Source organism: Microbulbifer sp. SE14 (assembly GCF_059834885.1).
Window position 1 is genome coordinate 1 of record NZ_JCBAJA010000022.1, and the last position, 13,440, is coordinate 13,440.

Here is a 13,440-nt window from a genome sequence, read left to right on the forward strand (position 1 = left end):
TCCCGAGTCCCGAGTCCCGAGTCCCGAGTCCCGAGTCCCGAGTCCCGAGTCCCGAGTCCCGAGTCCCGAGTCCCGAGTCCCGAGTCCCGAGTCCCGAGTCCCGAGTCCCGACAAAATTATCCCGGCACCCGGCGAATATTCGCCCCCAGCTGCTGCAGCTTCTCCTCGATACACTCGTAGCCGCGGTCGATATGGTAGATGCGGTCCACGATAGTGGTGCCTTCGGCGACCATACCGGCGATCACCAGGCTGGCGGAGGCGCGCAGGTCCGAGGCCATTACCGGGGCGCCCTTCAGTTTTTCCACGCCGGTGACAATCGCGGTGTTGCCCTCCAGCAGGATATTGGCGCCCATACGGTTGAGTTCGTGCACCTGGATCAGGCGGTTCTCGAAGATGGTCTCCACCACCGCGCCCTTGCCCTCGGCCACCGCATTCATGGCGGTGAACTGGGACTGCATGTCGGTGGGAAAAGCCGGATAGGGGGCGGTGCGGAAGCTGACCGCTTTCGGGCGGTTGCCCTTCATGTCCAGCTCTATCCAGTTGTCGCCGGAGGAGATGTGCGCGCCGGCCTCCTCGAACTTGACCAGCACCGCGTCGAGTATATCGGCGCGGGTGTGGGTCAGGCGCACCTTGCCGCGCGCCGCCGCAGCGGCGGCGAGGAAGGTGCCGGTCTCGATGCGGTCCGGCATCACGGCAAAGGTGCAGGGATTCAGGCGCGGCACGCCGTGCACCCGCAGGGTATCCGTGCCGACGCCCTCTATCTGCGCGCCCATGGCGATCAGGAATTCCGCCAGGTCGACAATCTCCGGCTCCCGGGCAGCGTTGTGCAGCACCGTGGTGCCCTCGGCCAGCACCGCGGCCATCAGCAGGTTCTCGGTGCCGCCAACGGTGACCTTCTCCATCACGATATTGGCGCCCTTCAGGCGGCCGTTGGAGCGGGCGCGGATAAAGCCCTCGTCGATGGTGATCTCCGCCCCCATGGCCTCCAGGCCCTTGAGGTGGATGTCCACCGGACGGCTGCCGATGGCGCAGCCGCCGGGGAAGGACACATTGGCGACGCCGTGGCGGGCCAGCAGCGGGCCCAGCACCAGGATGGAGGCGCGCATGGTCTTCACCAGCTCGTAGGGCGCGGTGAGGTCGTTGACCGAGCGCGGGTCTATCTCCACGCCCAGCCTCTCGTCGATGGTGACGTCACAGCCCATGCACCGCAACAGGGTGATCATGGTGGTGATGTCGTTCAGGTGCGGCAGGTTGTGGATGTGCACCGGGCCGTCCGCCAGCAGCGCGGCGGCGAGGATCGGCAGCGCGGCGTTCTTGGCCCCGGAAATCCTCAGGGTTCCGGAAATGGGGCTGCCGCCCTCGATGATTAACTTGTCCATTCGGTCTCGCGTAGTGATCGCCGGTGGCTTACTGACCGGCTTCTTCCGGGGTTAGCGTCTGCATCTGTACCGCGTGCAGGGTGCCGTCGGCGATCTTGTCGCCCAGCGCCGCGTAGACCAGTTGCTGTTTCTTCAGCCGGCTCAAGCCCTCGAAGGCGGGGCTCACAACGGTCACCATAACGTGACTGCCCTCGAAGGCGACATCGGCACGGCTATCGGGAATATGCCCCTCGATCAGGGCCTTGATTTCATCGGGTTGCATAGGCGGGGAATGCGTTGAGTTGGAAAACAGCGCGCAAGTGTACTGGAAACCGGCGGGTCGCGCAGCCAACTCTGCGCGATCCCACCGGAGCGGCCGTCAACCGACCTTGTCGGCCACGTTTTCGGCCGCGGACCAGTTGGTGATCACCTTGTCGAGATCGCCGTGGGTCTGCATGGACTGGGTGAACTGGCTGCGGAAGGTCTTGCCCAGGTTGACGCCGTTGAGAATGACGTTGATCAGTTTCCACTGGCCGGCGCGGTTGCGCACCAGGGTGTAGGAAACCTTGGTGATACCCTCTTTGCTGCGCACCTCCTGCAGGACGTTGACGCGGTTGCCACTGGGCGCGGAGCCCGGGTTCACCACCTTCACGTCCATATCGCCAAAGGTGGCCACGCCGCGGGCGAAGGTCGCCACCAGGTCGCGGCGGAAGGCACTGGAGAAGCGCGAGCGCTGCGCCGCGGTCGCCTGCTTGGCGTAGCGGCCCATCACCCCGCGGGCGATAAAGTCGAAGTCCACTACCGGCGTCAACACACCCTCCACGGCGCTGTAATAGCGCTGTGGATCCGAATCCATATATTGGGCATTGGAGCGGATCACTCCCAACAGGTTCTCGGAAACCCCCTCTATCATGGTGTAGGGGTCCTGCGCGGCGCCGGCAAAGGGGGCCCAGGCTGCCAGCAGCAGCGCGCAGAAGGCGATCTTCAGCCCCTGCATGAATCCGGCCCTTTCAGTCGATGACGATACGTTCACAAAATATCTCCTGTTGGCAAATCGGTCCTTGGACGCACGTGGTGCAGATTAGTGCCACGGCGACGCCAAATTTCTCTGATTCCCACCGCACCGCCCAACCCGGGACCGGCGAAGCTGACGGAAATGACAGCAAATCATACCACGACCGCGCCTCGCGATGTGACGGCGCGTCGCGTATACACCCCCACCCGCCGCTTTACCGCCGGTCAAGCTTGTCGGCGACACCTCCGGCCGCCGACCAGTTCGCGATCACCTTGTCGATATCGCCGCTGGTCCGCATCGCCTGGGCGAACTGGCTGCGGAAGGTCTTGCCCAAGTTGATCCCGTTCAGGGTTACGTTGATCAGTTTCCACTGGCCGGAACGGTTCCGCACCAGGGTATAGGAAACCTTGGTGACCCCCTCTCTGCTGCGCACTTCCTGCAGCACATTCACGCGCTTGCCATTGGGTACTGAACCCGGGTTGACCACTCTGGCTTGCATTTCGCCAAAGCTGGCCACCCCGCGGGCGAAGGTCTGCACCAGGTCGCGGCGGAAGGCACTGGCGAAGCGCGAGCGCTGCGCCGCGGTGGCCTGCTTGGCGTAGCTGCCCATCACAGCGCGGGCGACAAAGTCAAAATCCACTACGGGGTCGAGCACGTCGTCCACAGCCCTGTAGTAGCGCTGCGGGTCGCTACTCAAATGCCCGGCGTTGGCACGAATGACTCCCAGCAGTTTCTCCGAGACCCCTTCGATCATGGTGTACGGATTCTGGGCAGCCACCGCAAAGGGAAACCACACGGACACCAGCAGGGCGCAGAAAGCGAGCTTCACCCCTCGCAGAACCGCAACCCCACGGCTCGATGACAATGCGTTCACAAGCGTACTCCTGTCGGCAAATCAACCCCTGGCATCACCGCAAATCCCGACATCCCCTGGCACAACCACCCCGCGAGCGGCGGAGCTGACAGGGGCGGCGGCAAGCTATAACATGGCGACCCCGGAGCCGTGGCGATGCGTCGCAACCGCTATCGCAACGCCGAATTCAACATCTGTAAGTATGAGGTTAGCACCTGCCGACCCACCCGGGACTGACCAGGTCCGGGCCCAACCTCACAGAAGTGCAAAATATAGAGAGACCCAATGACCCAGGACCTGATTTTGCAAGCGGGGCGCCGCACCGTGCTGATGGAAACGGAAGCCGTGGCCGAGCTGGAGAACAGGATCAACGGCGACTTCAAGCGCGCCTGCGAATTGATCCTGCAGTGTCGCGGCCGCGCCATAGTGACCGGCATGGGCAAATCCGGGCATATCGGCCGCAAGATCGCCGCCACCCTGGCCAGCACCGGCACCCCCAGCTTCTTCGTACACCCGGGAGAGGCCAGCCACGGCGACCTGGGCATGATCACCCGCGACGACCTGGTGATCGCCATCTCCAACTCCGGTTCCTCCGCCGAGGTACTGACCCTGCTGCCACTGCTGAAGCGCCTCGGCATCCCGATGATCAGCATGACCGGCAAGGCGGACTCCTCCCTGGCCCAGGCGGCGGACGTCAACCTGGACATCGCCGTGGAAACCGAGGCCTGCCCCCTGGGCCTGGCCCCCACCTCCTCCACCACCGTGACCCTGGTGATGGGCGACGCCCTGGCGGTGGCGCTGCTGGAAGCGCGCGGCTTCACCGCCGAGGACTTCGCCTTCTCCCACCCCGGCGGCGCCCTCGGCCGGCGGCTGCTGCTCAAGGTGGAAGACGTGATGCACGCCGGCGACGAACTGCCGCAGGTCTTCCCGGAGACACTGCTGTCCAAGGCCCTGCTGGAAATGACCAGCAAGGGCTTCGGCATGACCACCGTGGTCGATCACAAGGGCACGCTGCTCGGCGTATTCACCGACGGCGACCTGCGCCGGGTGATCGACCACAAGGTGGAACTGGACAAGGCCACCATGGACGAAGTCATGAGCCGCAGGCCCAAGACCGTCTCCTCGGAAACCCTGGCCGCAGAGGCGCTGCGCATCATGGAAGACTACAAGATCACCGCCCTGGTGGTGGAGGACGAGGCGCACCACCCGGTCGGCGTCCTGCATATGCACGATATACTGCGTGCCGGGGTGATTTGATTCGGGACTCGGGACTCGGGACTCGGGACTCGGGACTCGGGACTCGGGACTCGAAAAGAATACCGAAACTTGATGCGAAGGCGCTGATGCCGGTGGCCGTCCGGGAAATGTTTGCCGATGAGGCTTTTTCCCGGACGGCCACCGGCAGCAGCGCCGCCCCAGAATCCATAAAGGACAATCCGTGACCACAGAAGAAAAACTCAACGAAGCCCTGAAAAAAGTCCGCTGGCTGGCACTGGACGTGGACGGCGTGCTGACCGACGGCCGGCTCAGCTTCGACAACAACGGCAACGAGCTCAAGAGCTTCAACACCCTGGACGGCCACGGCATCAAGATGCTGCAGAAATCCGGTGTGCGCGTCGCCATCATCACCGGCCGGCGCAGCGCCGTGGTGGAGCGCCGCGCCCACGAGCTGGGGGTCAGCAAACTGACCCAGGGCCGCGAGGACAAGTTCGCCGCCCTCGAGGAACTGTTCGCCGACGAACCCTGCCGCCTCGAGGATATCGCCTATGTGGGTGACGACTACCCGGACCTGCTGGTGATGACCCGCATCGGCTGCCCCATCTCCGTCCCCAACGCCGCACCGCCGGTGCGCGAGCGCGCCCTGTGGGTCACCCAGGCCCGCGGCGGCGAGGGCGCGGTGCGCGAGGTCTGCGACCGCATCATGCAGGCCCAGGGCACCTTCGACGCCGCCCTGGCCCCCTACCTCGGAGAAGCCTGATGCGCACCTGGCTGCCCCTGGTCATCGTCGTACTGCTGATCAGCGCCGGGCTCTGGTTCGCCGAGAGCCCGCCGCAGCAACTGCTCGGCAAGAGACCCACACCGCAGCAGAAGCAGAAAGCCGCAGACCTGGTGATCCACGACGCCAAGACCCGCCACTTCAACGAGGAGGGCACCCTCGCCTACCGCGTGGACGCCGAGAAGATCACCTTCTTCCAGTTCGAGCGCCGCGACCGCGCCGACCTCACCGAACCGCGCATACTCTTCTACCAGGAGCGCGAACCCAAATGGCGCACCGAGTCCAGGAGAGGCGTCGCCCACAACAACGGGGAGCGGGTGGTACTGAGCGGCGACGTGAAGATCAACGAATTGCCTGAGCCCGGCGGCGTAAGACTGGACACCCAGGCCATCACCATCAAGCCGCGCGAGGAATACGCCGAGACGGACAAAGTTGTTACCATTACCGCCGGCCCCAACGTCACTACGGGCAAGGGCCTGCGCGCCTTCCTGAAAGAAGACCGGGTGGAAATCCTCTCCGACGTAAAGAGCAGCTATGAAACCAAATAACCCCTGCCGCCTGCGGCCCATCGCCGCCATCGCGATGCTGGTGCTGGGCGCCCAGGCCCTGGCACTGCCGCAGGACCGCGAACAGCCGATCAAGGTACAGGCCAAGAAACTGGAGGCCAACCGCGGCAAGAACCTGTCTGTCTACAGCGGCAATGTGGTCATCACCCAGGGCTCCCTGCAGATCCGCGCCGACCGCGTCGAGGTGCACGGCAACGCCGCCGGCGAAATCAGCCACGTGATCGCCACCGGCAAGCCGGCGCACTTCCAGCAGCAGGTGCAGCAGAGCCAGAACCCGGTCAAGGCCCGGGCGCAGCGTATCGAATTCACCGTCAGCTCCGACGAACTGCACCTGACCGGCGACGCCCACGTGGACCGGGACGGCAACACCCTGACCGCCGAGAAGATCGACTACGACCTGAAAAGCGAGCAGCTACAGGCCCAGGGCCAGTCCGGCGACGGCCGCGTGGAGATGATCTGGAAGCCGGAGAAAAAACAGGAAAATGGCCAGCAGGCCGAAGAGACACAGCAGAACCAGTAGCTCGACTCACTTATCGGGACTCGGGACTCGGGACTCGGGACTCGGGAAAGAATAACTCCGCCCAAGGCCTTGATTTATCGCCATTCGAGTCGGGACTCGAAGCAAATTCGGAACACACTATGCCAACGCTGAAAGCGTTACACCTCGCCAAACAGTACAAGAAGAGAAAAGTGGTCCAGGACGTCTCCGTCAGCGTGACCAGCGGCCAGGTGGTCGGCCTGCTCGGCCCCAACGGCGCCGGCAAGACTACCTGTTTCTACATGATCGCCGGCCTGGTCCAGGCGGATGCCGGCCAGGTGCTGATCGACGACGAGGACATTACCCACCTGTCCATGCACGGGCGCGCGCGCAAGGGCATCGGCTACCTGCCCCAGGAGGCCTCGGTGTTCCGCCGCCTGTCTGTGCGCGACAACATCCTCGCCATCCTCGAAACCCGCAGGGAACTGTCCCGCGCCGAACGGCTGCAGCAGGTGCAGGAACTGCTGAAGGAATTCAACATCACCCATATCGAGAACAGCCTCGGCATGGCCCTGTCCGGCGGCGAGCGGCGCCGTGTGGAGATAGCCCGCGCCCTGGCCACGGACCCGGACTTCGTCCTGCTGGACGAACCCTTCGCCGGCGTGGATCCGATCTCGGTCAACGACATCAAGCAGATCATCCGCCACCTGCGCGATCGCGGCATCGGCGTGCTGATCACCGACCACAATGTGCGCGAGACCCTGGATATCTGCGAAACCGCCTATATCGTCAGCGAGGGCCATATCATCGCCGCCGGCACCCCGGCGGAAGTGCTCGCCAACCAGCAGGTGCGCGAAGTCTACTTGGGACACGAGTTCACCATTTAATGCGGAATAGCATCAACCCATAGTGCCGCAAAAACCACCTAATATCGCTAGCTCACGCCTCCCAGGCCCAAGCGCGGCCGGACCACTGTCCGCCTGAGGAGATCCAGACCGCGCATTCATCATTCCGCATTTCGCATTCCGCATTCAAAACCGGCACAGTTATTGCTTGTAATCCACCGAACAGAGGGTTAGTCTGCGGCGTCTTGGATTTTTAGATGATTCATCCGCCGCACAGGTCTGCAGTCCCTCAAATATGAAGCAGTCTCTCCAGTTAAAGCTCGGCACCCAGCTGACCATGACGCCCCAGCTGCAACAGGCTATTCGCCTGCTGCAATTGTCGACGCTGGACTTGCAACAGGAGGTACAGTCGGCGCTGGACAGCAATCCGCTGCTGGAGGTGGACGGCGAGGATCACTCTCACCCTGACAGCACCGAGGAGCAGTCGCCGGAGCGCTCCGCCTCCGATGACTCCTCGGTCAACGGCAGCGACCAGGGTACCGAAAGTGATTGGAGCCACGATATCCCCGACGAACTGCCGGTGGACACCCGCTGGGACGATATCTACAGCGGCGGTAGCTACAGTGGCGGCGACGGGGACGAACTCGCCCTGGAGCAGCGCAACTCCGCCCCGGACAGTCTGCAGGACCATCTGCTGTGGCAGCTCAACCTGACCACCCTTTCCGCGCAGGACAAGTTGATCGGTGAGAACCTGATCGACGGCATAGCCCCGAGCGGCCTCCTGGAAACGCCCCTGGGCGACATAGCCGCGACGCTGGAAGCGGAGGAGGACGAAGTCCTCGCGGTACTCAAGACCATCCAGCAGTTCGAGCCCGCCGGCTGCGGCGCCCGCGACCTGCGCGAATGCCTGCTGCTGCAGCTGCGCCAGCTGCCGGTCGGCACCCCCTGGCTGGAGCAGGCGCTGTTGGTAGTGGACCGCCACCTGGACCTGCTCGGCAAGCGCGACTTCCGCAGCCTCAGCCGCAGAACCCGCCTCAACGAGGCGCAGCTGGGCGAGGTGGTGCGCCTGATCCAGACCCTGACCCCTTACCCCGGCGAGGCCTTCGGCGGCGAGGAGCCGCAGTATGTGGTGCCAGACATCATCGTCAGCCGCCGGGAGCAGCGCTGGCTGGTGGAACTGAACCCGGAAACCACTCCCCGGCTGCGCATCAATGGCGACTACGCAGCCCTGATCCGGCGCGCCGACAACTCCAGCGATAACAATTTCCTGCGCGATCACCTGCAGGAGGCACGCTGGTTCCTGAAAAGCCTGCAGAGCCGCAACGAAACCCTGCTCAAGGTGGCCTCCAGCATCGTCGAGAAGCAGCAGGGCTTCTTCGAGCTGGGCCCCGAGGCGATGAAGCCCATGGTGCTGGCGGATATCGCCGAAACCATCGGCATGCACGAATCCACCATCTCCCGCGTCACCACCCAGAAGTACATGCTCACCCCGCGCGGGGTCTTCGAACTCAAATACTTCTTCTCCAGCCACGTCAGCACCGACTCCGGCGAGGACGCCTCCTCCACCGCCATCCGCGCGATGATCCGCAAACTGATCGACGCCGAGCAACCCCGCAAGCCGCTGTCCGACAACAAGATCACTCAGGAACTGGACAAGCAGGGCATCCAGGTGGCCCGGCGCACCGTGGCCAAGTACCGGGAGTCCATGGGCATCCCCTCCTCCAGCGAGCGCAAGCGGCTGGTTTAGGTCGGGGCTCGGGAAAAGAATGCCGAAGCCCGACACGAAGACCCAGCTGCCGGGGGCCATCCGGGAAATGTTTGCCGATGAGGCTTTTTCCCGGCCGACCACTCGCTTACGGAGCAATCACCACGGATGGGAATGGCATCCCTAGCGCCAGAATTCTGACTAACCAAGAACGGCCAGTCACAAACTGCAAGGCGCCCCAAGCCACCCCGGCGGCGACCAACGTCCAAACTTTGAGTGTATCCTTCCAATCTGGCGAACTTCCTAGTAGGGTTGCGGCCCTAACGGGAGGGGCGCCGCCAAGCGATGCTCTCAATAAGGAGAAATCCATGCAGATCAACATCAGTGGTCACCACGTAGATCTCACTCCGCCCCTGCGCGATTACTGTGAAAGCAAACTGGAAAAGCTCTCCCGACACTACGACAACATTACCAATGCACACGTAATCCTGTCCGTGGACAAACTGATCCAGAAGGCCGAAGCCAGGGTGCACATGAACGGGCACGATCTCTGTGCCGGCTCTGAAGACAGAGACATGTACGCGGCCATTGACGCCCTGGCCGACAAGCTGGATCGCCAACTCAGGAAACACAAAGAGAAGTTGCAGAACCACCGCTGAACTATGACATTGGAAGCATTACTCTCTCCCCGCCTGAGCCTCTGCCATCTGGCGGGGAGCAGCAAAAAGAAGTTGCTGCTCAACATTGCCCAGGCCATTGCCGAACAGTATCCACAACACGATGCCGATACCATCTTCAACCAACTGATCGCCCGCGAGCGCCTCGGCTCCACCGGTATCGGCGACGGCGTGGCCATTCCGCACTGCCGACTGCCGGGCTGTGAGCGCCCCATCGGCGTGCTCTGCACCACCGAGCCTGCGGTTGACTTCGACGCCGTCGACCGCCAGCCGGTGGATCTGCTGTTCGCCCTGCTGGTGCCGGAGGACTCCGAACAGGAGCATCTGGACACCCTGGCGGAAATCGCCGCCCTGTTCAGCGACAGCCGGGTCAGGGAAAAGCTCCGCCAGGCCGAGAGCGGGGACGAACTCTACGCGCTGGCCATCGACAGCGCCGCCGCTGCATAATCTGCACCAGATCAGCGAGTTACACCGACTGAACCGACCCGAGGCTTCACACGGGTGACTTGCAGCTGTCAGAACATAAAGCGCTGAAGTGAAGAAAGGATCTCCCCTATGCGCCTGGTGATCATCAGTGGCCGCTCCGGCTCCGGTAAGAGTTCCGCCCTGCAGTTGCTGGAGGACGTCGGCTTCAACTGTATCGACAACCTGCCGGCCAGCCTGCTGCCGGAACTGGTCCGGCGCGTGCGCGAGCAGCCGCCGATCGGCAACTCCCAACCGCAAAGCGCCCTGGGCTCCCAACCCGCCCTGAGCAGCCCCCGCCTGGCCCTGGGTATAGACGCGCGCAACCTGTGGCAGGACGTGCAGCAGGCGCCGCGGGTGATCGAGGGGTTGCGTGAGAGCGGCGTGCAGTGCGATGTCATCTACCTGGACGCGCGCTCGCCGGTGCTGGTGCAGCGCTTTAGCGAAACCCGCCGCAAGCACCCCCTCTCCGACAACCGCACCCACCTGCTCGAGGCACTGAACCGGGAAAAGGAACTGCTGGCACCGCTGGCGGCCATAGCCGACCTGGTGATAGACACCAGCAGCCTCACCCTGCACCAGCTGCGCGACCTGGTGAAGACCCGCGTGGTGGGCGAGGAGTCACCGGGGATGGCGATACTCTTCCAGTCCTTCGGCTTCAAGCACGGCGTGCCGGTGGACGCGGACCTGGTGTTCGACCTGCGCTGCCTGCCCAACCCCTACTGGGTCGCGGAGCTGCGCCACAAGACCGGCCTGGACCCGGAGGTGGTGGAATACCTGCGCACCCACCCGGAGACCGACGACATGGAGCGGGATATCATCCGTTTCCTCGAGCGCTGGCTGCCCTCCTACCAGCAGAGCAACCGCAGCTATACCTGCGTGTCCGTCGGCTGCACCGGCGGCCGCCACCGCTCCGTGTATATGGTGGAACAGCTGGCCAGGACCTTCGCCGGCCAGTTCGACAATGTGCAGATCCGCCACCGCGAACAACAGAAATAACCCCCTGAGCCAGCCGGAAAACCGACCCGCCCATGCAGAAGAGCCGCCTCCAGATAGTCAACAAACTCGGCCTCCACGCCCGCGCCGCGAGCAAACTGGCGCAGACCTGCGCGCGTTTCTCCGCGGACGTGAAAGTGCATTGCGACGGCAAGTGCGTGGACGGCAAGAGTGTGATGGCATTGATGCTGCTCGCCGCCGGCAAGGGTACCGAACTGGAAGTGGAGGTGAGTGGCCGCGACGAGGAAGCCGCGCTGGACGCCATCAGCGAGCTGGTGGCGGATCGCTTCGGCGAGGCGGAGTGAGGGTTAATGCGGAATGCGGACGCAGCTACCTTCGAGCACAATCGATTTCGATTCACCCCGGTAGTATGATCGCGGGCAACGATCGTCCCGCCAACTGACAAGCCGGATCCCGTATTCATCATTCCGCATTCATCATTCCGCATTAAGAGACCCCTCAGTGCCCAGCCAACCCCCAGCCGAAATCAAGTTCCGCGCGCAGAGCCAGCTGGGTGAGTTGTTTGCCGCACTCGACGGCGGTACCGGGCGCGAGGTGCGGCGCATGCTGAGCACCCTGACACCGCAGAGCATCGCCCAACTGCTGGAGAGCTCGCCACCGCACATCCGCCAGGTGCTATGGAAACTGATCGACAAGGAAGTCGAGGGCGAGGTACTGCAGGAACTCACCGACGACGTGCGCAGCCAGATACTCGCCACCATGGACACAGAGGAAATGGTGGCGGTGATGGAGGGGCTCGACGCCGACGACGTCGCCGACATACTCCAGGACCTGCCCGAGCGGGTGATGGGCGAGGTCCTCTCCGCGATGAGCGAGACGGACCGGCAGCGGGTGGAGGGCGTCCTCGCCTACGACGAGGAGACCGCCGGTGGGCTGATGGACACGGACACCATCTCCGTGCGCCCCAACCTGACCCTCGACGTGGTGCTGCGCTACCTGCGCCGTCACGAACAGCTGCCGGAATCCACCGACAGCCTCTTCGTGGTCAATCGCAAGGGCCAGTACATAGGACTGCTGCCGCTGTCCAAACTGCTGACCACGGATCCCTCGGTCACGGTGCGCGAAGTGGTGAACACCGACGTGGAACCGATTCCGGCGGATATGCCCGACACCGAGGTGGCGCGGCTGTTCGAGAAATACGACTGGATCACCGCGCCGGTGGTGGACGAGAACAACCGCCTGGTGGGCCGCATCACCATCGACGACGTGGTGGACGTGATCCGCGAGGACGCCGACCACTCGCTGATGAGCCTGGCCGGCCTGGACGAGGAAGAGGACACCTTCGCGCCAGTAAGACGCACCGCCCGCCGCCGCGCCCTGTGGCTGGGTATCAACCTGCTCACCGCGCTGCTGGCCTCCTGGGTGATCAGCCTCTTTCAGGGCACTCTGGACAAGGTGGTGGCACTGGCGGTGCTGATGCCGATCGTCGCCAGCATGGGCGGCGTGGCCGGCAGCCAGACGCTGACGGTGGTGATCCGCGGCATGGCCCTGGGACAGATAGGCCGCAGCAACCTGAGCTGGCTGCTGTCCCGCGAGCTGGGATCCGGCGTCCTGAACGCACTGCTCTGGTCCCTGGTGATGGGACTGATCGCCGCCGGCTGGTTCGGCGACAACCGCATAGCACTGATTATTGTCGCCGCCATGGTGATCAACCTGGTCACCGCCGCCCTGGCCGGCGCCATACTGCCGGTGGCCCTGCGGGCGATGCGCATAGACCCGGCCCTGGCCGGCGGCGTGGCCCTGACCACCGTCACCGACGTGGTGGGCTTTATGTCCTTTCTGGGCCTGGCCACCTGGTATTTTGGTTAGTATTGATTGATGACAAATCGGCAGGACGCCGATTTGAACAACCGAAGGTTACCCGAAGGGGGAGGTACAGGGATGTACTTCATTAATGCGGAATGACGAATGGACGAATTTGACGATTTCGAAGAAGAGCTGCCGAAGAGCAAGACCAAGGTCAAACAGGAGATGCACCAGCTGCAGGAGCTGGGCCGGCAGCTGACCGAACTGTCCAGGGCACAGCTGGCGGAAGTCCCGCTGGACGCGGATCTGCGCGAGGCGATAGACACACTGCACCGCATCAAGTCCAACGAGGCGCGCCGGCGCCAGTTGCAGTATATCGGCAAGTTGATGCGCAGCGCCGACAGCGATGCCATCGAGGAGGTTCTGAACAGATTCAAGGAGCGCGACCAGCAGCACCTGCGCTTCGACAAGATGGCCGAGGAGTGGCGCAAACGGCTATTGGGGGAAGGCAATGACGCACAGAGCGACTTCTTCGACCGCTACCCGGGAGCCGACCACCAACAGCTGCGCCAGCTGGTACGCGAGGCCAACAGGGAAATAAAGAACAACAAGCCGCCGACCAACCAGCGCAAGCTGTTCCGCTATCTGCGCGATTTCTTTATGCAGGAATCCCAATAAACTGCCGCTGCCGGGGGAAACCTGGAACCCCATCTGTAGGGGCG

16 protein-coding genes are annotated in these 13,440 nt (G+C 63.6%); 12 read left to right on the plus strand and 4 right to left on the minus strand.

The annotated features are described in order from the left end of the window. Positions 1 to 116: 116 nt before the first annotated feature. The 4 genes from murA to AC6R19_RS15230 form a co-directional block, all read right to left on the minus strand. A complete protein-coding gene (gene murA, locus AC6R19_RS15215) occupies positions 117 to 1,379 on the minus strand; it encodes a UDP-N-acetylglucosamine 1-carboxyvinyltransferase (protein ID WP_500580692.1) in 1,263 nt (420 codons plus the stop codon). A gap of 28 nt (positions 1,380 to 1,407) precedes the next feature. After that, positions 1,408 to 1,641 carry a BolA family protein gene (locus AC6R19_RS15220; protein ID WP_500580693.1) on the minus strand — a complete coding sequence of 78 codons (234 nt, stop codon included), beginning with the start codon at positions 1,639 to 1,641 and terminating at the stop codon, positions 1,408 to 1,410. A 96-nt stretch (positions 1,642 to 1,737) separates the two neighbouring features. Beyond that, on the minus strand, positions 1,738 to 2,391 hold the full coding sequence (locus AC6R19_RS15225) for an MlaC/ttg2D family ABC transporter substrate-binding protein (protein ID WP_500580694.1): 654 nt from the start codon (positions 2,389 to 2,391) through the stop codon (positions 1,738 to 1,740). Positions 2,392 to 2,587: 196 nt separating this feature from the next. Continuing rightward, entirely contained in the window at positions 2,588 to 3,202 is a 615-nt protein-coding gene (locus tag AC6R19_RS15230; RefSeq protein ID WP_500580695.1) for an MlaC/ttg2D family ABC transporter substrate-binding protein, read from the minus strand. A 309-nt stretch (positions 3,203 to 3,511) separates the two neighbouring features. On the opposite strand from AC6R19_RS15230, the gene AC6R19_RS15235 reads away from it, so the two are divergent. The 12 genes from AC6R19_RS15235 to yjgA all read left to right on the plus strand — a co-directional run bounded on the left by AC6R19_RS15235 (position 3,512) and on the right by yjgA (position 13,396). Beyond that, positions 3,512 to 4,483: a KpsF/GutQ family sugar-phosphate isomerase gene (locus AC6R19_RS15235; RefSeq protein ID WP_500580696.1), complete on the plus strand. Its 972-nt coding sequence runs from the start codon at positions 3,512 to 3,514 to the stop codon at positions 4,481 to 4,483. A 181-nt stretch (positions 4,484 to 4,664) separates the two neighbouring features. Then, positions 4,665 to 5,204: a KdsC family phosphatase gene (locus tag AC6R19_RS15240; RefSeq protein ID WP_500580697.1), complete on the plus strand. Its 540-nt coding sequence runs from the start codon at positions 4,665 to 4,667 to the stop codon at positions 5,202 to 5,204. Next, positions 5,204 to 5,770 (plus strand): LPS export ABC transporter periplasmic protein LptC, encoded by a 567-nt coding sequence (lptC, locus tag AC6R19_RS15245; RefSeq protein WP_500580698.1) that lies wholly within the window; start codon positions 5,204 to 5,206, stop codon positions 5,768 to 5,770. Before AC6R19_RS15240 ends, lptC begins: the two co-directional genes overlap by 1 nt. Beyond that, positions 5,757 to 6,308 (plus strand): lipopolysaccharide transport periplasmic protein LptA, encoded by a 552-nt coding sequence (gene lptA, locus AC6R19_RS15250; RefSeq protein ID WP_500580699.1) that lies wholly within the window; start codon positions 5,757 to 5,759, stop codon positions 6,306 to 6,308. The genes lptC and lptA overlap by 14 nt, the downstream gene beginning before the upstream one ends. Before the next feature lie 119 nt (positions 6,309 to 6,427). Then, on the plus strand, positions 6,428 to 7,153 hold the full coding sequence (gene lptB, locus AC6R19_RS15255; protein WP_500580700.1) for an LPS export ABC transporter ATP-binding protein: 726 nt from the start codon (positions 6,428 to 6,430) through the stop codon (positions 7,151 to 7,153). A 253-nt stretch (positions 7,154 to 7,406) separates the two neighbouring features. After that, complete coding sequence (locus tag AC6R19_RS15260; protein ID WP_500580701.1) at positions 7,407 to 8,858, plus strand: RNA polymerase factor sigma-54; 1,452 nt, start codon at positions 7,407 to 7,409, stop codon at positions 8,856 to 8,858. A gap of 326 nt (positions 8,859 to 9,184) precedes the next feature. After that, positions 9,185 to 9,475, plus strand: coding sequence for a ribosome hibernation-promoting factor, HPF/YfiA family (hpf, locus tag AC6R19_RS15265; protein ID WP_500580702.1), 291 nt, complete (start codon positions 9,185 to 9,187; stop codon positions 9,473 to 9,475). A gap of 3 nt (positions 9,476 to 9,478) precedes the next feature. Next, positions 9,479 to 9,940: a PTS IIA-like nitrogen regulatory protein PtsN gene (gene ptsN, locus AC6R19_RS15270; RefSeq protein ID WP_500580703.1), complete on the plus strand. Its 462-nt coding sequence runs from the start codon at positions 9,479 to 9,481 to the stop codon at positions 9,938 to 9,940. 108 nt (positions 9,941 to 10,048) lie between these two features. Further along, positions 10,049 to 10,954 (plus strand): RNase adapter RapZ, encoded by a 906-nt coding sequence (rapZ, locus tag AC6R19_RS15275; protein ID WP_500580704.1) that lies wholly within the window; start codon positions 10,049 to 10,051, stop codon positions 10,952 to 10,954. A gap of 32 nt (positions 10,955 to 10,986) precedes the next feature. After that, positions 10,987 to 11,256, plus strand: a complete 270-nt coding sequence (locus AC6R19_RS15280) for an HPr family phosphocarrier protein (protein ID WP_500580705.1) — start codon at positions 10,987 to 10,989, stop codon at positions 11,254 to 11,256. Between the two features lie 157 nt (positions 11,257 to 11,413). Further along, positions 11,414 to 12,781, plus strand: a complete 1,368-nt coding sequence (gene mgtE, locus AC6R19_RS15285) for a magnesium transporter (RefSeq protein WP_500580706.1) — start codon at positions 11,414 to 11,416, stop codon at positions 12,779 to 12,781. Between the two features lie 99 nt (positions 12,782 to 12,880). Next, positions 12,881 to 13,396 (plus strand): ribosome biogenesis factor YjgA, encoded by a 516-nt coding sequence (yjgA, locus tag AC6R19_RS15290; RefSeq protein ID WP_500580707.1) that lies wholly within the window; start codon positions 12,881 to 12,883, stop codon positions 13,394 to 13,396. Positions 13,397 to 13,440: the final 44 nt, after the last annotated feature.

Excerpts from the sequence above, each read along its gene's own strand:
- murA (WP_500580692.1), bottom strand. The coding sequence starts at position 1,379 with ATGGACAAGTTAATCATCGAGGGCGGCAGCCCCATTTCCGGAACCCTG.
- AC6R19_RS15220 (WP_500580693.1), bottom strand. The coding sequence starts at position 1,641 with ATGCAACCCGATGAAATCAAGGCCCTGATCGAGGGGCATATTCCCGAT.
- AC6R19_RS15235 (WP_500580696.1), top strand. The coding sequence starts at position 3,512 with ATGACCCAGGACCTGATTTTGCAAGCGGGGCGCCGCACCGTGCTGATG.
- lptC (WP_500580698.1), top strand. The coding sequence starts at position 5,204 with ATGCGCACCTGGCTGCCCCTGGTCATCGTCGTACTGCTGATCAGCGCC.
- lptA (WP_500580699.1), top strand. The coding sequence starts at position 5,757 with ATGAAACCAAATAACCCCTGCCGCCTGCGGCCCATCGCCGCCATCGCG.
- lptB (WP_500580700.1), top strand. The coding sequence starts at position 6,428 with ATGCCAACGCTGAAAGCGTTACACCTCGCCAAACAGTACAAGAAGAGA.
- AC6R19_RS15260 (WP_500580701.1), top strand. The coding sequence starts at position 7,407 with ATGAAGCAGTCTCTCCAGTTAAAGCTCGGCACCCAGCTGACCATGACG.
- hpf (WP_500580702.1), top strand. The coding sequence starts at position 9,185 with ATGCAGATCAACATCAGTGGTCACCACGTAGATCTCACTCCGCCCCTG.
- ptsN (WP_500580703.1), top strand. The coding sequence starts at position 9,479 with ATGACATTGGAAGCATTACTCTCTCCCCGCCTGAGCCTCTGCCATCTG.
- rapZ (WP_500580704.1), top strand. The coding sequence starts at position 10,049 with ATGCGCCTGGTGATCATCAGTGGCCGCTCCGGCTCCGGTAAGAGTTCC.
- AC6R19_RS15280 (WP_500580705.1), top strand. The coding sequence starts at position 10,987 with ATGCAGAAGAGCCGCCTCCAGATAGTCAACAAACTCGGCCTCCACGCC.
- yjgA (WP_500580707.1), top strand. The coding sequence starts at position 12,881 with ATGGACGAATTTGACGATTTCGAAGAAGAGCTGCCGAAGAGCAAGACC.